The 20,380-nt window shown below is 76.3% G+C and carries 15 protein-coding genes; 9 read left to right on the forward strand and 6 right to left on the reverse strand.

The features are described 5' to 3' along the window. Positions 1–2: 2 nt before the first annotated feature. From AB0O19_RS31145 to AB0O19_RS31160, 4 genes are all read right to left on the reverse strand, one after another. Complete coding sequence (locus AB0O19_RS31145) at positions 3–2,774, reverse strand: lantibiotic dehydratase (RefSeq protein WP_363624361.1); 2,772 nt, start codon at positions 2,772–2,774, stop codon at positions 3–5. A 1-nt stretch (position 2,775) separates the two neighbouring features. Next, positions 2,776–3,738, reverse strand: a complete 963-nt coding sequence (locus AB0O19_RS31150; protein ID WP_363624363.1) for a thiopeptide-type bacteriocin biosynthesis protein — start codon at positions 3,736–3,738, stop codon at positions 2,776–2,778. A gap of 264 nt (positions 3,739–4,002) precedes the next feature. Further along, on the reverse strand, positions 4,003–5,103 hold the full coding sequence (locus AB0O19_RS31155; protein ID WP_363624454.1) for a glycosyltransferase family 4 protein: 1,101 nt from the start codon (positions 5,101–5,103) through the stop codon (positions 4,003–4,005). Continuing rightward, a complete protein-coding gene (locus AB0O19_RS31160) occupies positions 4,989–6,575 on the reverse strand; it encodes a hypothetical protein (protein ID WP_363624365.1) in 1,587 nt (528 codons plus the stop codon). Before AB0O19_RS31160 ends, AB0O19_RS31155 begins: the two co-directional genes overlap by 115 nt. A gap of 175 nt (positions 6,576–6,750) precedes the next feature. Here AB0O19_RS31160 and AB0O19_RS31165 point away from each other — a divergent pair, with 175 nt between their 5' ends. From AB0O19_RS31165 to AB0O19_RS31205, 9 genes are all read left to right on the forward strand, one after another. Continuing rightward, complete coding sequence (locus AB0O19_RS31165; RefSeq protein ID WP_363624367.1) at positions 6,751–7,839, forward strand: GNAT family N-acetyltransferase; 1,089 nt, start codon at positions 6,751–6,753, stop codon at positions 7,837–7,839. Further along, positions 7,832–8,623 carry an aminotransferase class IV gene (locus AB0O19_RS31170; protein ID WP_363624369.1) on the forward strand — a complete coding sequence of 264 codons (792 nt, stop codon included), beginning with the start codon at positions 7,832–7,834 and terminating at the stop codon, positions 8,621–8,623. The genes AB0O19_RS31165 and AB0O19_RS31170 overlap by 8 nt, the downstream gene beginning before the upstream one ends. A gap of 151 nt (positions 8,624–8,774) precedes the next feature. After that, complete coding sequence (locus tag AB0O19_RS31175) at positions 8,775–9,632, forward strand: ABC transporter ATP-binding protein (RefSeq protein ID WP_363624371.1); 858 nt, start codon at positions 8,775–8,777, stop codon at positions 9,630–9,632. A 43-nt stretch (positions 9,633–9,675) separates the two neighbouring features. Continuing rightward, positions 9,676–12,306, forward strand: coding sequence for an FtsX-like permease family protein (locus AB0O19_RS31180; protein ID WP_363624373.1), 2,631 nt, complete (start codon positions 9,676–9,678; stop codon positions 12,304–12,306). Between the two features lie 256 nt (positions 12,307–12,562). Beyond that, positions 12,563–13,033, forward strand: coding sequence for a hypothetical protein (locus AB0O19_RS31185; protein ID WP_363624375.1), 471 nt, complete (start codon positions 12,563–12,565; stop codon positions 13,031–13,033). Then, entirely contained in the window at positions 13,030–14,622 is a 1,593-nt protein-coding gene (locus tag AB0O19_RS31190) for a multicopper oxidase domain-containing protein (RefSeq protein ID WP_363624377.1), read from the forward strand. The genes AB0O19_RS31185 and AB0O19_RS31190 overlap by 4 nt, the downstream gene beginning before the upstream one ends. 194 nt (positions 14,623–14,816) lie before the next feature. Then, positions 14,817–16,175, forward strand: coding sequence for a DUF2252 domain-containing protein (locus tag AB0O19_RS31195; RefSeq protein ID WP_363624378.1), 1,359 nt, complete (start codon positions 14,817–14,819; stop codon positions 16,173–16,175). A gap of 113 nt (positions 16,176–16,288) precedes the next feature. Then, entirely contained in the window at positions 16,289–16,831 is a 543-nt protein-coding gene (locus AB0O19_RS31200) for a GNAT family N-acetyltransferase (RefSeq protein ID WP_363624380.1), read from the forward strand. 103 nt (positions 16,832–16,934) lie between these two features. Further along, complete coding sequence (locus tag AB0O19_RS31205; protein ID WP_363624382.1) at positions 16,935–17,855, forward strand: hypothetical protein; 921 nt, start codon at positions 16,935–16,937, stop codon at positions 17,853–17,855. A 31-nt stretch (positions 17,856–17,886) separates the two neighbouring features. Here AB0O19_RS31205 and AB0O19_RS31210 read toward each other — a convergent pair whose 3' ends face one another. Continuing rightward, positions 17,887–18,798 carry a diacylglycerol kinase gene (locus AB0O19_RS31210; RefSeq protein WP_363624384.1) on the reverse strand — a complete coding sequence of 304 codons (912 nt, stop codon included), beginning with the start codon at positions 18,796–18,798 and terminating at the stop codon, positions 17,887–17,889. Further along, positions 18,795–20,363 (reverse strand): FAD-binding oxidoreductase, encoded by a 1,569-nt coding sequence (locus tag AB0O19_RS31215; protein WP_363624456.1) that lies wholly within the window; start codon positions 20,361–20,363, stop codon positions 18,795–18,797. The genes AB0O19_RS31210 and AB0O19_RS31215 overlap by 4 nt, the downstream gene beginning before the upstream one ends. Between the last annotated feature and the right edge of the window lie 17 nt (positions 20,364–20,380).

Raw genomic sequence — 20,380 nt, forward strand, 5'->3', positions numbered from 1 at the left:
CTTCAGGAGCGGTGATGGGTGGAGACCGCCCCGGTGGCCCGCCCGCGGGGGGCGGGCGCACCGGGGACGTCGGGTTCGCCGCGCAGTGCGGCGGCGGCGGGCTCCGCGAGTTCCTCGGCGCCCTGGTCGAACGGAAGTCTGAGCAGCAGTTGGGCGGCGACGGCGGCACCGCCGTGCACGGGGTCGTGGAGCAGCAGGCCGCCGGGGTCGGGGAGCATCTCCTCGACCAGCAGGTCCGCACCGGGGTGGCGCGCGCAGATCCGCTCCAGCAGGGCGACCGAGGTCAGCGCCGCGAAGTCCACGGGCACCGGTTTCGGCTGGGGTACGGCCCGGACGAACGCGAAGCGCGGCAGTCCGGCGGAGCGCCCGAGGGCGGCGAGGGCGCGCACCTTGGTCAGGTCGCCGTCGCCGGGCCGCCACAGCTGGGCCGCCGGCACGCGCCAGACCGCGGGGCTGATGACCAGGGCGCCGCCGCCGACGGTCACCCGGGGCAGCCGGTCCGTGTCGGGGAACGCCTCGGCCAGGCCGTCCAGGCGGATCAGGCGCGAGCCCGCCGGGTGGCCGGCGGCCAGCAGCAGCCGGACCAGGACGTCGTACGGGGGCAGGGGTGTACGGGTGGCGTGGTGGACGGGCAGCAGCCGGCACCCGTCGGCCTCGGCGATGATCCGCGGGCCGACCCGTCGCAGGGTGATGCGCTCCAGCGGCAGGTAGCGGGCCGTCAGGCCGTCCGCTCCCTGGTACGGCAGGGGATCGGGATCGCCCGTCCACCAGCCGGTGATGACCGGTCGCCGTACGGCGTTGGCGGCGCGTCCGGCCAGCGGCGGCACCAGCAGTTCGACGAAGCGGGCCCCGGACAGCCGCTCGACGGAGGCGAGGAAGGCCCGGTAGCTCCGCAGGTTGTCGTAGCCGCCGTGCAGGGTGTGGAGCGCGTCGGCGAACCGGGCGTCCAGCACGCCCGCCGGTGAGGCGGTCTCCAGCACCGCGACCGGACCGGAGCCCGGCAGCGGACGCAGCAGGCAGTCCAGGGGCCAGGGCGGCAGCGCGGTCGCGGCCGGGGGTGCCCCGAGGGTGTCCAGCAGGTCGTCGTCCAGGTCCACCGGTCCGCTGCCGGCCCGGGCGGACAGGTGGGCCAGCAGCCCGGCGTAGCCGGACCCGGAGGTCTCGGCGGGGTGCCAGCCCGCGTACCGGCGCGGGGGCTGAGGCGGCGGCGGGCAGCTGCCGTCGGGCAGGTGGCGCGCGAGGATCTCGCCGAGCGGGCACGGCCGTTCGGTGAGCTCCGCGAGCTCGGCCGGCAGCCGGTGCGGGTCCGGCCCCGCGAGCCGGTCGGCCTCCCGCAGCCACGCCACGCGGGCGGCGGTGCCGAGGCCCTGCTGCACCTGGCGGGCGGCCGCTCCGGAGACGGCCGAGGCTATGGTGCGGTAGGAGTCGGTGAACCACGGCCGGGAGTCGTCGGCGGGGGCGGCGGAGCCGGTGGTGCGGAGCGCCGACGCGGGTGCGGGTATGGGCGCGGGTATGGGCGCGGGTGCGGCGGAATCGGCGCTCGGTGCAGGTGTCGGAGGAGGCGCCGGTTGCGGAAGGGTGCCGCGCGCGCGGACGTCCTCGGCGGCGAGCCAGCCCGTGGTGCGGCGGCGCGGGGCCGCGCAGGCCTGGAGCACGCCGAGTCCGAGCAGGTGCGCGAGGAAGCCGCGCAGCACCGCGGGAGCGGATGCCGCCGCCCCGGCCGCCGCTGCGACGGTCGTCGCCGTGCCCAGCAGAGCCGCTTCGAGGTCGCCCAACGGGCGAGGGCCGCCGGCCAGTTGGGCCAGCACGTGATCCAGGGGGAGGGAGCGCCGCAGGTCGACCTGCCGCAACCGGCCCCGGTCGTGCGGGTCGGTCACCCAGCAGCGCAGGACGCCGGCGCCCGGTGCGGTGCCCGCCGGCTGGGGGAAGTGCAGCGGAGCCAGGGCCAGCACCGTGGCCGGGTCCGCCGCCCGCAGGTCCAGGGCGCCGAGCCGGGCCCGCACCCCGTGGACGTTCTCCACGGCCTGGGCCGCCACCTCGCCGAGGGTCGTGCCCGGCGGGACGAGCCGCAGCAGGGTGCCGTCGGCCCGGCCGCCGTTCCCGTCATCGTTCCCGCCGCCGTTCGCGCCCGTCGGGGTGACCGGCAGCAGGGTGACCTGGCCGACCCAGCCGCGCGGGGTGGTCTTCGCCGCGGCCCGGCCGAGCGCCCGCCACACGTACGCCGTCCGCTTGCGCAGCCGCTTCCCGCTCCAGGACTCGCCCGCGGCCAGCCGGCCGGCCACGTCTGCGGCCGCTCCGGGCTCCACCTCGTCCAGGAAGGCCCGCATGACGGGCGACGCGCACACCAGGGACCAGCCCAGGGCGCCCACGCGCTCGCGCTCGGCCGCCACCGCGGCCTCCAGCCGCCGCAGGGCGACGGCCGCCGCCTCGGCCTCGCCGGACAGCCGTGCGGCGTCCGCGACGAGGCCGCCGGCGGCGGGCAGCCGCCCCAGCAGCCCGCAGTCGGCCGGGCCCGGTGCGGCGCCGGAGTGCAGCCGACGGCGCACGGCCAGCACGGCGCGGCGGTCGGCGGCGGTGAGGGCGGGGTGCGGCACGACCATGATGCCCAGCTGCTCGGCCAGTCGGCGGGCGTGCTCCGCCCGCCGTTCGTCCCGTCGGGCGTGGTCGGCGACCTGTGCGAACAGCTCCGGGTTGCCCGCCGCCGCCCACGCTGCCAAGGGCATGCCGGCCACGCGGAGCAGTGCCGCGGCGCCCAGTTCCCGGTCCTCGTCCACGTCAGGACCTCCCGTCACCGGTGAGCGCGTGGGTCAGCAGGCTCTGCCGGGCCAGGGAGAACCGCCCCCGGTTCCAGTGGAAGACGACGTAGTGGGCGGCGGCGCGGCGCGGGCCGATCACCGCTTCACCGGACTCGAAGTAGCCGGTGCGCCAGCCCTCGGCGGCCCGGCGCACGGCGTCCCCGTGCACCTCGACCGCCGCCCGCCGTTGCGGCGGCAGCGGATCGAGCAGGCTCCGTCCGCCGGCTCGCCAGGCCGCGAGGATGCCTGCGGCGGCGCGCCGGGTGTCCTCGTCCGGCTCGGTGCCCAGCCTGCGGCCGGCGTCGTCCTGGAGCACCTGCCAGACCCCGCGGTGCTCCCAGCCGACGATGCCGAGGCCGTCGAGGAGTTCACCGAGGAGGTACAGGGACAACCGCCAGTCCGCGACGGCCTCCGGTCGGCCCGGTGCCGCGACGGTGTCGTGGTGATCGAGCCAGGCCAGGGAGTCCACCGTGAACAGGTCGTGGACGTGCCGCATCGAACGCGGGCCGCCGAAGAGGTAGGTCTCCGGCTCGTACCGCCCGCACAGCGGCGGTTGCGGCTGTCCGTCCACCGCGCGGAAGCGGCGCGCCAGTTCCTCGCGCAGCGCCCCGACTTCGGACCGGCCCGCCTCGAACCGGACCCGCAGTCCGGGCGGTTTGTGCATGAAGAAGAAGGAGCGCGCCGCGCCGGCGGAGATCAGGTCGCGGGCCGTGTCCGCGACGGCGCGGTACGTCCGGTGCCAAGTGGCCGGGCCCGGCGCGAGGTTGATCTGCACCCAGCCGTCCTCGGGCCGGTCGTCGCGCAGCGCGGACAGCCCGGCCGTCAGGAACGCGCGGCGCGCGGCCTCGTACTCGGGGCCCGCGGAATCGACCGGTACCGTTCCCCACGGAATGTCGCGAGCGTCCCGGAGGCAGTCGGCCAGCAATCGTTCGACCTCCACCATGGTGCCCACCTCCTCGTGATTTCGGCTCTACTCCCGGGGTTTCCACCATTCGGTCGGATTGAAAAACGGAAGGCAAATATTCATATGATGAAAAAGGGTGCGCCCGCTGCGCGTACGGGACTTCGCGCGCCGAAGGCGCATCCTGCGGGCGGATTCGGCAGCCTTTGCCCCCCCTGACTCGATGATCGCCCGCATGTTGGTGAGTTGGTGTCACTTCTGCTCGAACTCCCATTGAACAAAACGGCGTTGGCGCGCCCGAAAGTGTCAGGCGAGCTCGGCGAGGGCGCCGGTGACGGAGCGGGTGGGGTCGAGCAGGTGGGCGAGGCGGTGGGCGGAGGCGGTCCAGGACCAGTGGGTGGCGGCCCAGTCGCGGCCGGCGGCGCCCATCCGGGCACGGTCCGCCGGCGGGGCGAGGAGGAGGCGGGTGAGGGCGGCGGCCACGTCGGCCGGGTCGCGCCCGTCGACGACGGTGCCGGTGACGCCGTCGAGGACGGTGTCGGGGGCGCCGCCGGAGCGGCCGGCGACGACGGGCAGGGCTGCGGCGGCCGCTTCGAGGTAGACGATGCCGAGTCCTTCGGCTTCGAGGCCGGCCCGGCGGGTGCGGCACGGCATGGCGAAGACGTCGGCCTCGGCGTAGTGGGCGGCGGTGGCCGTGTGGTCGAGACCGCCGGCGAATTCGACGCTGCCGGGCTCGGTGCACCGGTGGGCGAGCGCGCGCAGACGGTCCTCGTACGGGCCTTGGCCGACGAGGACGAGGACCGCGCCGGGGACGGCCCGGCGGATCGCCGGCAGGGCGCGGATCAGGACGTCCTGCCCCTTGCGCGGGACGAGCCGGGCGACGCAGAGGATCACCGGCCCGGTGCGGGCCCGCCGGGCGCCCTCGGCGCCGGGCCGGAAGCGGTCCGGGTCCACGCCGGGGACGAGGCGCGCCAGCCGGGCGTCCGGGCCGAGGGCGGGGGCGATCCGGGCGCGGGTGTACTCGCCGAGGTAGGTGACGACGTCGACGCTGCGGCCTATCCGGCGCAGCAGGCGGCGGGCGCCGGGGGTGCGGGCCCACCAGATCTCGTGGCCGTGGGTGGTGGCGACGGTGCGGCGGATGCCGTCGGCCTGGCGGAGCAGGCCGGGGGCCATCGCGGCGAGCGGGGCGGCGGCACCGAACCAGACCCGGTCGCAGCCGTGGGCACGGGCGATCTCGGCGGCGCGGCGGGTGGCCCGGGCGGTGGGCAGCAGGGTGCGGGCCCGGTCGCGGATCACCGGGAAGGGGAGAGCGGCGTCGTGCCGATCGGCGCCCGGTTCGGCGGAGGTGTAGACCACGACGTCGGAGTGGGGCAGCCGGGTGGCCAGGGCGTGGACGAAGGTTTCGATGCCGCCTTGGCGGGGCGGGAAGTCGTTGGTGACGATGAGTGTGCTGCCCATGGGCGGGTGGGACCTCGGTTCGGTGTCGGAGAAGGGGCCGGAGAAGGGATCGGAGAAGGGGCCGGGGAAGCGGCCGGGGAAGGGATCGGAGAAGGGGCCGGGGAAGCGGCCGGGGAAGGGATCGGAGAAGGGGCCGGGGAAGCGGCCGGGGAAGGGATCGGAGAAGGCGGCGGAGAAGGGCTCGGAGCGGGGAGGACGGGGAGGGGCGGCGGGAGCACCCGGGCGAGCAGGACGAGGAGGACCGGCAGCGCGAGGTAGCCGAACCGCCCGGCGGGGGCGAGCAGGAAGGCCAGGGCGAGCCCGAGGGCGAGCCGGTCGGCGGCGGCCGCCGCGTGCCGGGGCGGGTGGGTGAGCAGGGAGGCCGCGAGGGCGGTTGCGGCGAGCAGCAGCAGGCCGACGGCCGCGTACCAGCCGGGCGGGCCGAGGTCGGCGAGCAGCCGTCCGGGCAGCGGACTGGCGGCGGGGGTGGGCAGGTCGCCGCGGCCGGTGGGGAAGGCGAACACCTGGTGGAGCATCGGCCCGGGCGAGCGCAGGGCGCCGGGCAGGACGAGCAGGGCCGTGCCGCCCACCGCGACGGCGGCGGCGCGCAGGGCGGGGCGCCGTCCGGCGGTGGCGGCGAGCAGCGCGGTGACCACGGCGACGGCCGGCCAGGCCGTCCACTTGAGCGAGCAGGCGGCGGCGAGGGCCAGTCCGGCGGTGGCGGGGCGCCGTCGGGCGGCGAGGGTGAGGGCGAGCCAGCAGAGGCCGGTCATCGGCAGGTCGACGCCGCTGACGCAGAGCGGCAGCGCGACGACGGGCGAGGCGGTCAGCGCGGCGAGGGCGGTTCGCGGGCCGAGGGGTGGGGTGGTCGGCGCTGCGAGGGCGGTCCGCCGCCCGGCGGGCGCGGAGCGCGGCAGGCAGGCGAGGAACGCGGCCGCGCACCAGAGCCGCGCGTCGCCCGCCACCCGGGCGAGCGGCAGACCGCCGAGTGACAGGCCATCGAGTGACAGGCCGCCGAGCGGCAGCCCGTCGAGCAGGGCCCGGGGGAGTCCGAGGAGCGCCATCCCGGGCAGGTACGGGGTGTACTCGGCCACCGTCCGGGGCTCGGCGAGGTACGGCGTTCCGGTGTGCAGCAGCAGGGCCCCGGAGCGTTCGATCACCCCGATCTCGCTCTGCCCCCGGCCGGTCAGCACGAGGGCGAGCAGTGGCACGGCGACGGCCCCGGTGAGTGCGAGGGCGATGGACAGCGGCCGGCCCCGGCGCGTCGGCAGGAGGGCGGCGAGCGCCGCCAGCAGGTAGCCGACGGCGGCGCAGGTGCCCCAGGTGCGGTGCGGGCCGAGGTCGGAGAGCAGTGGGAAGGCCCCGGCCCATCCGGCCGCGAGGAGCCATCCGCCGCACCAGGCGGCGGCGTGTCGCCGGTCTGGGGAGTCGTGCCGATTCATCACCCGTTCATTGCATCGTCGCAGGTCAGCCTGGTCATCACGGTCAGGTCGAGTCCTCTGGTCGGGTTTCCCCTACCATCCGTCGAGGCCGTCGCCCGGCGACCTTCGCATCCGATCTGACGTTCGGTGTTCGTCGAATTACGGAAAGTGCCCGCGCTCCCGCTATCGTGTCGGCGTGGTGAGGTCGTGGGATGCGGCAGTGGAGCGGGCGCAGGACCGGCTGGCGGCGGGGCCGCGGCTGCGGGCGGTCGCCGAGGGGGACGAACGGCGGTTCGCCCTCTGGGACTTGGCGTCCCTGGTGGAGGGTGAGCTGGGGGAGCTGGTGGCCCCGGACGAGCTGACGCCGGAGGCCGAGCGCCGGTGGCGCGAGCGGCTGGGGGAGAGCGGCCGGGAGTGGCCCGGCGGCGAGCTGTACCGGCGCCGCTACTGGGTGCTGGACGAGGACGGCGCCGCGGCCGGCACGGTGGCGGTGGACAACTGGACCAAGGGGCCCGGCCAACTCGCCGTCTCCTCCCTCTACTTGATCCCGGAGGCGCGCGGCCGGGGGCTGGCCGCCGGGGCGCTGGACGAGGTGTACGCGGCGGCGGCCGCGGAGGGCCTGCCCGGCTTCCGGCTGGAGTCGCACTGGGCCTGGCAGCACGCCGTCCGCTACTACCTGCGCCGCGGCCTCTGGGTGGTCGGCTGGAAGCGTTCGCTGGCCCTGGCCCGGATGCCGCAGCTCCCGCCGTACCGGGTGTGCGAGGAGGGCGGCTGGCTGCACCTGCTGGTCGCGGACCGGGGGTGGGGCTGGGTGCCGATGCTCGCCGCCGGCTGCGAGGGCCGCTGGCTGCGGTTGGACGAGACGCCCGACTACCGGGCGGCCGACGGCTGGGTGCACGAGTACGCGCGTTCGACGCTGGCGCTGCACCTGGCGCTCGCGGGCCGGCCGCTGGTGCGCGGCCCGCAGTGGTGGGCGGAGGCGTGGCGGTGGTCGGACGCCGGGGAGCCGGAGGGGCTGGCCTACAAGATCGAGCACTTCGAGCAGCTGGCCCTGGCGGCGGGCCGCCAGGTGGTCAGCCCGTACCGCCCGGCGGTGGCGGCGTCTGAAACCCCGACCCAGTCCCAGTCCCCGACCCAGTCCCAGTCCCCGACCCCGTCCCCGTCCCAGTCCCCGACCCCGTCCCCGTCCCCGTCCCCGACCCCGTCCCCGGCACCGGCACCGGCGCCGAGAGCGGAGGCCCCGGTGGCGGCGGCGCCGGGGCTGGCAGACTCGGGGGATGGCTGAGATCGAGATCGACGGCGCGCCGGCCGACCCGGCGCGGCTGGCAGCACTGGGGCTGCTGAACTACGGGCACTTCACCACCCTGCGCGCCGAGGCGGGCCGGGTCCGGGGCCTGGCGCTGCACCTGGACCGGCTGGTCCGGGACTGCCGGGTGCTGTTCGCCGCCGAGTTGGACCGGGAGGCGGTGCGGGAGCGGATCCGCGCGGTGCTGCCCGCCGACGGCGCGCCGGTGATCGTCCGGGTGACGGTGTACGACCCGGCGCTCGGCCTGGAACGCCCCGGCGCCCCGGCGGTGCCCCGGCTGCTGCTGACCACCCGCCCGGCGGCGGCAGCGGCGCCGGGCCCGCTGCGGGTGCGCACGGTCGGGTACCGGCGGGAGCTGCCGGAGGTGAAGCACGTCGGCCTGTTCGGCCTGGTCCACCACCGCAGGCGGGCCCAACTCGACGGCTACGACGACGTGTTGCTGGTGGATCCGGACGGCGGCGGGGTGGTCGAGGGCGCCACCTGGAACGTCGGCTTCCTCGACGGCCGCCGACTGGTCTGGCCGGACGGCCCGAGCCTGCCCGGGGTGACCGCCGCTCTGCTGGCCGGCGCGTACGGCGGGCCGCAGTCGCGCGAGCGGGTGGACGCGTCCGGGCTGGGCCGCTTCACGGCGGCGTTCGCGGTGAACGCGGGCGTCGGCGTCCGGCCGCTGGCAGCGGCCGACGGCACGGCCTTCGACCCGGCGCACCCCGTGCTCGCCGAACTCGCCACCGCCTACGGGGAGATCGTCGCCGACCCGGTGTGAGCCCGCCCGCTGCGGGCCCGCAGCCCCCCGGAGGGGGGTGGGGATATCCCCACCCCCGGTCCGCCAGCGGCCTCCATGGTCCGCCGGCCTGGCCTTTTCTAGCGTGGAACCCGTCGACGACCACCGACGATCCCCGAGGGAAGGCCCAACCATGGCACGCCGCCACGACCGCCCATCGACCGAGCCGTACGCCGCCGGACCGCACGCCGCCGGCCCGTACGCGACGGGGGCGTACGGCGGCGGCCCGTACCCCGAGCAGGGCGCCCGTCCGGCGATCGAGCTGCGCGGGGTGCGCCGCACCTACGGCCGCGGCGGCGAGACCGTGCACGCGCTGCGCGGGATCGACCTGGCGCTGGCCCGGGGCAGCTTCACCGCCGTGATGGGCCCGTCCGGCTCCGGCAAGTCGACCTTCCTGCAGTGCGCGGCGGGCCTGGACAAGCCCGACCAGGGAGAGATCCGCCTCGGCGGCGAGGACATCACCCGGCTGAGCGAGGACCGGCTCACCAAGCTGCGCCGCAGCCGGATCGGCTTCGTCTTCCAGTCCTTCAACCTGCTGCCCTCGCTGACGGTGGAGCAGAACGTGCTGCTCCCGCAGCGGCTGGCCGGCGAGCGCCAGGACCGCGCCCGGGCCCGGGAGCTGCTGGCCCAGGTCGGCCTCGGCGAGCACGCCAAGCGGCGGCCCGGCCAGCTCTCCGGCGGCCAGCAGCAGCGGGTGGCGATCGCCCGCGCGCTGATCACCGACCCGGACGTGGTGTTCGCCGACGAGCCGACCGGCGCGCTGGACACCCGCACCGCGCACGAGGTGCTGGGCCTGCTGCGGCGCGCCGTGGACGACCTGGGCGCGACGGTGGTCATGGTGACCCACGACCCGGTGGCGGCCTCGTTCGCCGACCGGGCGCTGTTCCTGGCCGGCGGCGCGCTCGTCGACGAGCTGCACCACCCGCAGGCGCAGGCCGTCGCCGACCGGATGGTCTCGCTCACCGCCCGCCCGGTGGGGGTCGCGGCGTGAACGGGCGGCGTGGACCGATCGACGAGTGGAACGGGGCAGGGGCATGAGCAACGGACTGGCGCGCGCCTCGGTGCGCTTTCGACCCGCCTCCTTCGTGGGCACCCTGGTCGCCCTGCTGCTGGGCGCCGCCGTGGTGGTGGCCTGCGGCGTGCTGCTGCAGACCGGCCTGACCGCGAGCGTCGCACCGCAGCGGTACGCGGGCGCCCCGGTGGTGGTCGCGGCCGATCCGATGGTGCGGATCACCGCCAAGGTCGGCCGCGACAACGAGACCAGGGAGCTGACCACCCCCGAGCGGGCCCGGACGGACGCCGCCCTGGTGGGCCGGATCGCCGCACTGCCCGGGGTCGCCGCCGCCCGCCCGGACAGCGCCTTCCCGCTGCCGGCCGGCGCCGGCACCCCTGCCCTGACCGGCCGGGGCTTCGCCGCGCTCGGCATCGCCGGCCCGGCCGACCAGCTGGCCGAGGGCCGTGCGCCCGGCGCCGACGAGGTGGTACTGGACGCCGACACGGCGCGCGCCGCCCACCTCGCGCCCGGCGCGAAGCTCACCCTCACCGCCCCCGGCGGCACCGGCGACTACCGGATCTCCGGCCTGGCCGCCGCCCAACCGGCCGGCCCCACCGCCTGGTTCGCCGACGCCACCGCCGACCGCCTCTCCGGCCACCCCGGCCGGATCGACGCGATCGCCGTCCAGCCGCGCGAGGGCGTGGACCGCGCCGCGCTGGTCGCGCAGGTCCGCCAGGCCCTCGACGCCCAGGCCCTCGGTGCCAAGGCCGCGGACACCCGGGCCGCGGACGCCAAGGCCGCCGGCACCCCGGCCATCGGCCTTGAGACCAAGGCCGAGAGCGGCGGCGCCAAGGTCTTCACCGGCGACGGCCGCGGCACCGTCGAACAGCCCGCCATCGGCGAGGCCCGCACCCTGCTGATAGGGCTCGGCGGCAGCTTCGGCGGCTACGCCACCATGACCGCGATCTTCGTCGTGATGAGCACCGTCGCCCTGGCCACCGGCCAGCGCGCCCGCGAGTTCGCCCTCCTGCGCGCCATCGGCGCCACCCCGCGGCAGATCCGCCGCACCATCGCCACCGAGGCGATGCTGGTCGCGCCGGTCGCCGGGGCGCTCGGCATCCTGCCCGGACTGGCCCTGGCCCGCTGGTGGTTCGACGAACTGACCTCGCGCGGCGCCGTGCCGCAGGGCGTGCGGCTGGACGTCGGCCCGCTGCCGATGCTCGCCGCCGTCCTCATCTGCACCCTCGCCGCGCTGACCGCCGGCTTCCTGGCCGCCCGCCGCCCCGCCAAGCTGCGCCCCGGTCAGGCGCTCGGCGCGGCCGCCGTCGAACCGGGCCACCCCGGCAAGGTCCGGACCGTCATCGGGCTGCTCTTCGCCGCCGGCGGCGTGGTGGCCGCCGCCTTCGCGGCCGCCCTGGACGGCATCAACGCCGCCAACACCGCGCTCGGCGTGGTCATGTGCTTCATGCTGGCCGTCGCGCTGCTCGGCCCCTGGGTGGCGCGGGTCGCCGCCACGGTGTTCGGCGCCCCGCTGCGGGCCGGCGGCGCCCCCGGCTCGCTGGCCGCCGACAACACCCGCGCCAACGCCCGCCGGCTGGCCTCCGCGATCACCCCGATCGTGCTGGTCACCGCCTTCTGCGGCACCCTGCTGTTCCTCCAGAGCACCATCAGCCACACCACCGGCGCGAACGTGCGGGACGGCATCGTCGCCGACCACGTGATCGGCTCCACCGGCCCCGGCCTGCCCGCGGGCACCGCCGGGCGGGCCGCCAAGGTGCCCGGTGTGGACGCCGCGGTCGGCGTGCTGCGCACCGCCGCCGTGTACACCCACGACATGCAGCTCGGCTCCGCCACCGCGCTCGGCGTCGACGGCGACCCGGCCCGGCTGTCCCGGGTGCTCGACCTGGGCGTGCGCAGCGGTTCGCTCGCCGACCTGGGCCGCGCCGCCGACACCGTCGCCCTGGACGCCACGCTGGCCGACGCCCTGGACGTCGAGGTCGGCGACCGGGTGCCGCTGCGGCTCGGCGACGGCACCCCGGTGCGGCCCGCCGTGGTCGCCGTCTACGACCGCGGGCTCGGCTTCGGCCAGGTGCTGCTGCCCCGGGCGGTCGTCGCCGGGCACGTCACCGCCGGGTACGACAGCCAGGTGCTGGTCGCCGACGCGCCGGGCGCCGACCGCGCGGCGGTGGCGGCCGCGCTGGCGGGCCTCGCGGGCCCCGGCGGGGCGACCGTGACCGACCGGGCCGGATTCGTCGCCCAGTCCGACAAGATGATGGAGCTGAACGCCTGGGCCAACACCGTGATGGCCGGCGTGCTCGGCGGGTTCGCCGCCGTCACCGCCGTCAACACCCTGGTGATGACCGTCCTCGACCGGCGCCGCGAGGTCGCCCTGCTCCGACTGGCGGGCACCACCCGGCGCCAGGTGCGCGGCATGATGCGCTGGGAGGCGCTGCTGGTCGCCGCGACCGGCCTGGTGATCGGCGGGGGGATCGCCTGGATCGCCCTCGTCCCGATCGCCCGGGGCGTCGCCAACTCCTCCCCGTACATCCCGCCGGCGCTCGCCCTGCCGCTGGCCGCCGGAGCCGTCCTGCTCTGCCTCGGCGCGACCGGGCTGCCCGCCCGGGCCCTGCTGCGCACCCGCCCGGTGGCACTGGGCGCCGCCCGACAGTAGCCGAGGCCAGTGAAAGCCCGAAGGGCCCCGTCCGGTACCGCCGGACGGGGCCCTTCGAGCATTCGCGGCACCTGCTTGAGGATCGCTGGACGGGCACACCAGAGCCTCGCTCGTACGGGTGACAAAAGCCGGGCCGAGTAGGCGCAATGGGGTAGCTGGGAAAGTCCAAACACCTTTATTGGAGCTGATCGTGATGTCGGATCAGCTACGCTCTCGCCCGCCCCGCCCGACCCGCCGAAGCAGAGAGTAGCCCGACATGAGCAGTCCTCCCGCGGCCGCCGCGCCCCGCTGGCCGCTGATCCTGCTGCGCACCACCGCGACCACCCTGGCGGTCCTGGCCCTGCTCCAGGTCATGCTGGCCGGCAGCTTCCTCAACGGCACCTACGAGTCCCTCAAGGACCACGAGGGCAACGCGATGACGCTGGCCACCGTGGTCCTCTGCCAACTGGTGGTGGCCGCGCTGGTGCGCCGGCCCGGCCGCGGCCCGCTCTGGCCGCTGTGGACCACCGCCGTGCTGACCGTCGCCGTCGTCGGCCAGATCGCGGCCGGCTACGCGCGGTCGATCAGCGTGCACGTCACCCTCGGGGTGCTGCTGGTCAGCGGGGTCCTGTTCGGGCTGGTCGGCGCCTGGCGGCTGCCGCTGCCCGCCCGCGCGGACCACCTGCCCGAGCCGGACGGCAGCGGACGCCTGCCGCGCCCCGGCGGGCCGCTGGAGGTGTCCAAGTGAACCGTCGCCGGTTCCTGGGCGTCGGCGCCTCCGTCCTGGGCGCGGGCGCGCTGGCCGCCGTCGCCGGTCCCGCCGCCGCCCGGCTGTTCGCCGAGGGCCACCCCGGCCGGCTGCTCGGCAGCGGCCTCGACCTGCCCGAGCCGTTCCAGGTCCCGCTGCCGGTGCCCACGGTGCTCCAGCCGGTGCGCACCGACGCGGCGGCCGACTACTACGAGATCACCCAACGGGTCGCCGAGCTGGAGATCCTGCCCGGCGTCAGGACCGAGGCCTGGACGTACGGCGGCACCTTCCCCGGGCCGACGGTGGTCACCCGGTCCGGCCGGGCGGCGGTGGTCAAGCACCGCAACGAGCTGCCGGTGCCGTCCGTGGTCCACCTGCACGGCGGCCACACCCCGGCCGACAGCGACGGCTACCCCGTCGACCTGCTGCTGCCGGTCGGCTCCTCCGGCGCGGGCCGGGGGGCGCCGGGCATGCAAGGGATGTCCGACATGCCCGGCATGCAGGGGATGGGCCACGAGGCGGGGCGCACCGCGGAGGGCGAGCGCACCCACACCTACCCGGGCAAGCAGCGCGCCGCCACCCTCTGGTACCACGACCACCGGATGGGCTTCACCGGCCCCGGCGTCTGGCGCGGCCTGGCCGGCTTCCACCTCGTCCACGACGACGAGGAGAGCGCCCTGCCACTGCCGCGCGGCGACCGCGACCTCCCGCTGATGCTCGCCGACCGCTCCTTCGCCGGGGACGGCTCCTTCCGCTACCCCGCCATGGACGAGGACCTCGCCTCGCCCGGCGTCACCGACGACTACATGAACGGCGTCCTCGGCGACGTCATCCTCGTCAACGGCGCCCCCTGGCCCCGCCTCGACGTCGACCGCGCCCGCTACCGGCTGCGCCTGCTCAACGCCTCCAACGCCCGCCCCTACCGGCTCCGGCTCGACCCGCAGCCCTCCGGCGGCGACGCCCTCGTCCAGATCGGCTCCGACGGCGGCCTGCTCGCCGCCCCGGTCGCCCACGACGTGCTGGAGATCGCCCCGGCCGAGCGCTTCGACATCGTCGTCGACTTCTCCCGCTACGCCCCGGGCACCTCGGTGCGGCTGCTCAACCTCTTCGGCAGCGGGCGCACGGCGGAGGTGATGCGCTTCGACGTCTCCGGCAAGAAGGTCAGCGACGACTCGACCGTGCCCGACAAGCTGTCCACGATCGAGGAACTGGACGCCTCCGCCGTCGACGTCACCCGCAAGTTCGTCTTCCGGCGCAGCGGGAGCTACGGCTGGACCATCAACGGCGACCTGTACCGGCCCGGCCGCGACCTCGCCCGGCCCGCCCTCGGCAGCACCGAGCGGTGGCGCTTCACCTCCGACCTGCACCACCCCGTCCACGTCCACCTCAACCAGTTCCAGGTGCTCAGCCGCAACGGTCGCGACCCGGGCCCGTACGACGGCGGCTGGAAGGACACCGTCGACCTGCGTCCGGCCGAGGCGGTCGAGGTCCTGGTGCGCTTCACCGACTACCGGGGGACGTACATGATGCACTGCCACAACCTGGAGCACGAGGACATGGCGATGATGGCGGACTTCACCGTGCAGTGAGCGGGGGCCGGGGGGTCTCATCCGGTCGGCTTCATCCGGTCGGCCGAGTGTCGGAGGGCGCGCGGTGCGCGCTCCGGCACTCGTGGCCTAGCGTCGCGGGGAGACGTACCCCGCCCGCCGTTTCGCCGTTTCGCCGTCTCGCCGCTTCGTCCTCCCGCCGACCCGCCGTCCCGCCGACCGAGGAGCCGCCGCGCATGACCACCCCCGCCGAACGCCGCCGGCACGGCCGGGCCGCCCGCGACCGCGTCTCCCGCTCCGCCCACGGGCGGTGGATCCCCGCCGCCGACCGGCCCGACCCGGTCGAGGTGCTGGTGCGCCAGGGCGAGGACCGGGTCGCCCGGCTGCTGCCGATCCGCTACGGGCGGATGGCCGACACCCCCTTCGCCTACCTGCGCGGCGCCGCCGCCGTCATGGCCGCCGACCTCGGCGCCGTCCCCGACACCGGCCTCACCGTCCAACTCTGCGGCGACGCCCACCTGGTGAACTTCGGCCTGTTCGCCTCGCCGGAACGCGCCCTGCTCTTCGACGTCAACGACTTCGACGAGACCCACCCCGGCCCCTTCGAGTGGGACGTCAAACGGCTGGCCGCCAGCATCGCCGTCGCCGCCCGCGACCACGGACAGGACGAGGACCGCGCCCACCGCGCCGCCCGCACCGCCGTCCAGGGCTACGCCACCGCCATGCGCCGCCTCGCCGGGCTCGGCGAACTCGACGTCTGGTACTCCCGGATCGACGCGGGCGACCTGCTGGCGCCGCTCCGCAAACCCCGGCAGCGCAAGCAGGCCGAGGCCGACCTCGCCCAGGCCCGCCGCCGCACCAGCCTGCACGCCTTCGGCAAGCTCACCGAGGAACGCGACGGGCAGCGGCGCATCATCAGCGCGCCACCGCTCATCGAACCGCTGAAGAAGAACGAACTGCTCGACATCGGCAAGGTGTTCAGTGACTACCGGGCCACCCTCGCCGAGGACCGTCGCGTCCTCCTCGACCGCTACCGCTTCGTCGACGCGGCGATGAAGGTCGTCGGTGTCGGCAGCGTCGGCACCCGCTGCTACATCGTCCTGCTGGAGGGCCGGGACACCCGCGACCCGCTGTTCCTCCAGCTCAAGGAGGCCGGACGGTCCGTCCTGGAGGACCACCTGCCGCCCACCCGGGTCGACGCCGAGGTCTCCGTCCACCACGGCGGGCGCCGCGTCGTCACCGGCCAGCACCTCATGCAGGCCGCCAGCGACATCTTCCTCGGCTGGACCACCGGCCCCGCCGGGCGCCACTTCTACGGCCGCCAACTGCGCGACATGAAGGGCTCGGTCGAGGTCGCCGACCTCACCCCGTCCGGCCTGCGCGCCTACGCCGACCTGTGCGGCCGCACCCTCGCCCGCGCCCACGCGCGCACCGGCGACCGCCTCGCCATCGCCGGCTACCTGGGCGGCGCGGACGCCTTCGCCGAGGCGATCGCCGACTTCTCCGTCCGGTACGCCGACCAGACGGCGCTCGACCACGCCGAACTGCTCGCCGCGATCGACGCCGGCCGGATCGTCGCGACCCCGGGCGTCTGAGCACGGCGTGCCCCCCGGCGGGTGCGCTCCGGGCCGGGGGTACGGGGGTGCGGGGTGGGGGGGTGCGGAAAACGGGTTGCCCCGGCGGGCGCGGTCGGCGTTGGCTGGCCCGCATGACCGAACTGCGCACCGACCGCCTTCTCCTGCGCCCCTGGCGGGACACCGACCTCGCACCCTGGGCCGCGATGAACGCCGACCCCGAAGTCCGCGAGCACCTCGGGGACGTCCTCACCCGCGAGCAGTGCGACGCCTCGGTGGCGCGCTTCGAGGCCGAGAGCGCGGCGCGCGGATACGGCTGGCTGGCCGTCGAGGTGCGCGCGACCGGCGAGTTCGTCGGCCTGGCCGGCCTCGACGAGGTCGACGAGGGCCTGCCCTTCACCGGCGTCGAGATCGGCTGGCGCCTCGCCCGCGCCGCCTGGGGCCACGGCTACGCCACCGAGGCGGCCCGTGCCGTCCTCGCCCACGGCTTCGATACCCTCGGCCTCCCCGAGATCCTCGCCGTCACCACCGCGACCAACCACCGCTCGCAGGCCGTCATGCGCCGCCTCGGCATGACGTCCGACCCCGCCGACGACTTCGATGACCCGACCGCCCCCGAGGGCCCGCTGCGTCCCAACGTGCTGTTCCGCCTCCGCCGCGAGCAGCGGGCGGGCTGACGGCGGGCTGAGGGAGGCCTGACGGCGGGCCGAGAACGGGCCGACGGCGGGCGCGTCCCGGGGCTCGGCGCCGTTGTCAGTGGCGTGTGGTTGGGTGATCCACATGCTGGCGATCGGGGTGCAGGAGAACGACGGGACGCGCCACCTCCGGGTGGAGGCGGCCGAGTTGGCGCGGCTGGTGCGGCGGATCGGCGCGAAGGGCGACCGCTTCCTGGTCGCCCAGCGGATACCGGACCTGCCGGACGTCTTCATCCAGGTGTGGCACGCCGAAGGCGGCGAGTACACGCTCGAACACCGCGACGGCTCCGCCGCCCGGCACTTCGAGGTGCGCACCGACGGTCCCGAGGCGGTCATCGCCGCGATGACGGGCTGGGCGCGGCACGAGCCGGGCTGGGGCGACGGCCTGGACTGGCAGCCGCTCGACCTGGGCCCGCAGCCGGAGCCCGCCCCGCCGCTCGACCTGCCCGCCGACGACCTGTGGCAGTTGCACGACCGGCTGCGCCTCACCCTGGCCGGCGGCTACACCACCCGCGCCGAGCTCGCCGAACTCGCCGAGGACCACCTGGTCTCCGGTGACCACCGCCCGCTCTCCCGCGACCAGGCCGAGCAACTGGCCGACCGGCTCTGGCTGGAGCGCGTCGGCGAGCAGACCGGCTGGATCGGCGAGACCGACCCGGAACGCCTCACCCGGGCCTTCGCCGCCCTGGAGGAGGCCGGCATCACCGCCCGGGAGCACTTCAGCTGCTGCGGTTCCTGCGGCGACGCCGAGATCGCCGCCGCCGGGGCGCCGGACGCCCGCGGCTACGTCTACTTCCACACCCAGGCCACCGACTCCGCCGCCGCCGGCCACGGCCTCACCCTCCGCTACGGCGGCTTCGACGCCTCCCCGCTGACCACCACCGCCATCGGCCACGAGGTGGCCGCCGCGCTCACCGACGCCGGCCTGCCCGCCCGCTGGAACGCCGACCCCTCCCGCGCGTTGGAGATCCGCCCCCTCCTCTGGCGCCGCCGCCTGGCCGGGTGAGGCCCGTGGCTCCGACGGAGAGGCGGGTGGATCACGGCACCAGGAGGCGGAGGGCACCGGGCGCGGCGCTCACGTCGACGGGGAGGGCCGCGATGAACTCGCCGTCGGCGTAGGCGGTGATGGCGGGGGAGTCGATCCGCAGGGATGCGGTGCGGTGGGTGGTGACTTCGGGGTGGGCGGTGTGGGTGCCCTTGAAGAGGGTGGGGAAGAAGCGGGCGATGCGCAGACGGGGCATGGCGGCGACGAGGGTGAGGTCGAGGAGCCCGTCGTCGGGGAGGGCGTCGGGGCAGATGAGCATGCCGCCGCCGTAGCTGCGGGTGTTGCCGACGGCGGCCAGGGTGAGGTCGCGTTCGATGACGGTGCCGTCGGCGAGGGTGATGCGGAAGGGCAGCGGGCGCAGGTTGGCGAACTCGGCGAGGATGGCCAGGTTGTAGCGCATCCGGCCGCGGGGCCAGCGCAGGCGGTTGGCGCGGTCGCTGACCAGCGAGTCGAAGCCGGTGGCGAGGACGGAGCCGTACCAGCGGGTGGTGCCGTCGGCGGCGGTGACCAGGCCGAGGTCGACGGTCCTGGTGCGTCCGGCGGCGACGACGTCGGCGGCGGCTTCGGGGGTGGCGAGGGGGAGGCCGTACGCGCGGGCGTGGTCGTTGCCGGTGCCGGCGGGTATTACGCCGAGCGGGACGGCGGTGCCGGCGACGGCCTGGAGCGCGAGGTTGACCATGCCGTCGCCGCCGACGGCCACGACGGCGTCGACGCCGTCCGCCACGGCCCGGCGGGCGAGGCGGACGGCGTCCTCGGGGTCGCGGCCGGTGTGCCGGTCGACGTGGAGGCCGAGGGCGTGCAGACGGGCGACGGCCCGGTGGGCGGCGGGTGCGGCGTGGCCGGTGCCCGCCGCCGGGTTGCTGAGGACGGCCACTCGCCTGATGGCTCGCGGACCGCCGGTCACGGGATCAGCTTGCCGGGGTTGAGGATGCCCGCCGGGTCCAGTTCGGCCTTGACGGCGCGCAGGATGCGCACGCCGAGCTCGCCGATCTCGTCGCTCATCCAGGGCCGGTGGTCGGCGCCGACGGCGTGGTGGTGGGTGATGGTGCCGCCGGCGGTGACGATGGCGTCGCCGGCGGCGCGCTTGGCGGCGGCCCACCGGGCGAGCGGGTCCTCGCCGAGGGCGGCGACGACGGTGAAGTAGAGCGAGGCGCCGGTCGGGTAGACGTGCGAGACGTGGCAGAGGACGAGGGCGCCGGGCAGGGCGGTGGTGAGGGCCTCGGTGACGGCGGTCCGCAGCCGCGGGAGCCGGCTCCAACTGGCCGCGGTCTCCAGGGTTTCGCAGAGGGCGCCGGCGCTGAGCAGGGAGTCCCGCAGGTAGGGGGCGCTGAAGCGGCCGTGTTCCCAGGCCCGGGCGGGGGCTTCGCCGAGGGAGGTGGCGCCGGCGGCGAGCAGGGTGTCGCGGGTGAGCCGGTGGCGGGTGGCGACCTGTTCGGCGGTGCCTTCGAAGACGGTGACGGCGAGGCAGCCGGTGACGGCGGGGGCGCCACCGATCTGCTCGGTCATGGCCAGGTTGACCATCGTCTCGGCCTCGTCGGAGAGCCGGATGACCGTGGGGCCGGTGCCGGCCTGCTCGACGGCGCGCAGGGCGGCGCTGCCGGTGGCGAAGTCGGGCAGGCTCCAGGCCTCGTAGGCCTTGACGGCGGGCAGCGGGTGGACGCGGAGCCGGACGGCGGTGATGACGCCGAGGGTGCCTTCGGAGCCGAGGAAGAGTTCGCGCAGGTCGGGGCCGGCGGCGGAGGCGGGGGCGCGGCCGAGGTCGAGCACCCCGGCGGGGGTGACGACGCGCAGGCCGCGGACCATCTCGTCGAAGCGCCCGTGGCCGGCCGAGTCCTGGCCGGAGGAGCGGGTGGCGGCGAAGCCGCCGAGGGTGGCGTAGCGGAAGCTCTGCGGGTAGTGGCCGAGCTCGTAGCCGCGCTCGGCGAGCAGGGCCTCGGCGGCGGGGCCGGTGAGGCCGGCGCCGAGGACGGCCTCACCGGAGGTCTCGTCGAGGTCGTGGAGCCGGTCGAGGCGGCGCAGGTCGAGCGAGATGACGGCGGTGAGTCCGCCGCGTTCGGGGTCGAGGCCGCCGACGACGCTGGTGCCGCCGCCGAACGGGACGACGGCGATGCGGCGTTCGGCGCAGAGTGCGAGGACGGCGGCGATCTCCTGCTCGTCGCCGGGCAGCACGACGGCGTCGGGCGCGTCCTGGGGGGCGCGGCTGCGGCGGCGCAGCAGGTCGGGGGTGGACTTGCCGCCGGCACGGGGGAGCCGGTCGGCGTCGGCGGCGCTGACGTTGGTCTCGCCGACGGCGGCGGCGAGGGCCTTGAGGTCGTCGGCGGTGATCCGCGAGGGGTGCAGGAGGACCTCGTCGGCGGCCGGTCCGGGGGTGGCGTCGCCGGTGACGCCGAGGGCGGCGGCGAGCAGCCCCTTGATGTCCGCGGACAGCTCCTTGGCGAGGGCCGGGTCGCCCCAGGCGTCCCACTTCATCGGGGGGAGCGGCAGCG

The sequence above is a fragment of the Kitasatospora sp. NPDC091276 genome (assembly GCF_040684355.1).
Taxonomy (GTDB): domain Bacteria; phylum Actinomycetota; class Actinomycetes; order Streptomycetales; family Streptomycetaceae; genus Kitasatospora.

What these genes read in the sequence shown, in the direction of transcription:
- AB0O19_RS31205 (WP_363624382.1), top strand. Translation starts at nt 16,935, where the DNA reads ATGCTGGCGATCGGGGTGCAGGAGAACGACGGGACGCGCCACCTCCGG.
- AB0O19_RS31195 (WP_363624378.1), top strand. Translation starts at nt 14,817, where the DNA reads ATGACCACCCCCGCCGAACGCCGCCGGCACGGCCGGGCCGCCCGCGAC.
- AB0O19_RS31200 (WP_363624380.1), top strand. Translation starts at nt 16,289, where the DNA reads ATGACCGAACTGCGCACCGACCGCCTTCTCCTGCGCCCCTGGCGGGAC.
- AB0O19_RS31175 (WP_363624371.1), top strand. Translation starts at nt 8,775, where the DNA reads ATGGCACGCCGCCACGACCGCCCATCGACCGAGCCGTACGCCGCCGGA.
- AB0O19_RS31150 (WP_363624363.1), bottom strand. Translation starts at nt 3,738, where the DNA reads ATGGTGGAGGTCGAACGATTGCTGGCCGACTGCCTCCGGGACGCTCGC.
- AB0O19_RS31185 (WP_363624375.1), top strand. Translation starts at nt 12,563, where the DNA reads ATGAGCAGTCCTCCCGCGGCCGCCGCGCCCCGCTGGCCGCTGATCCTG.
- AB0O19_RS31160 (WP_363624365.1), bottom strand. Translation starts at nt 6,575, where the DNA reads ATGAATCGGCACGACTCCCCAGACCGGCGACACGCCGCCGCCTGGTGC.
- AB0O19_RS31170 (WP_363624369.1), top strand. Translation starts at nt 7,832, where the DNA reads ATGGCTGAGATCGAGATCGACGGCGCGCCGGCCGACCCGGCGCGGCTG.
- AB0O19_RS31180 (WP_363624373.1), top strand. Translation starts at nt 9,676, where the DNA reads ATGAGCAACGGACTGGCGCGCGCCTCGGTGCGCTTTCGACCCGCCTCC.
- AB0O19_RS31215 (WP_363624456.1), bottom strand. Translation starts at nt 20,363, where the DNA reads ATGAAGTGGGACGCCTGGGGCGACCCGGCCCTCGCCAAGGAGCTGTCC.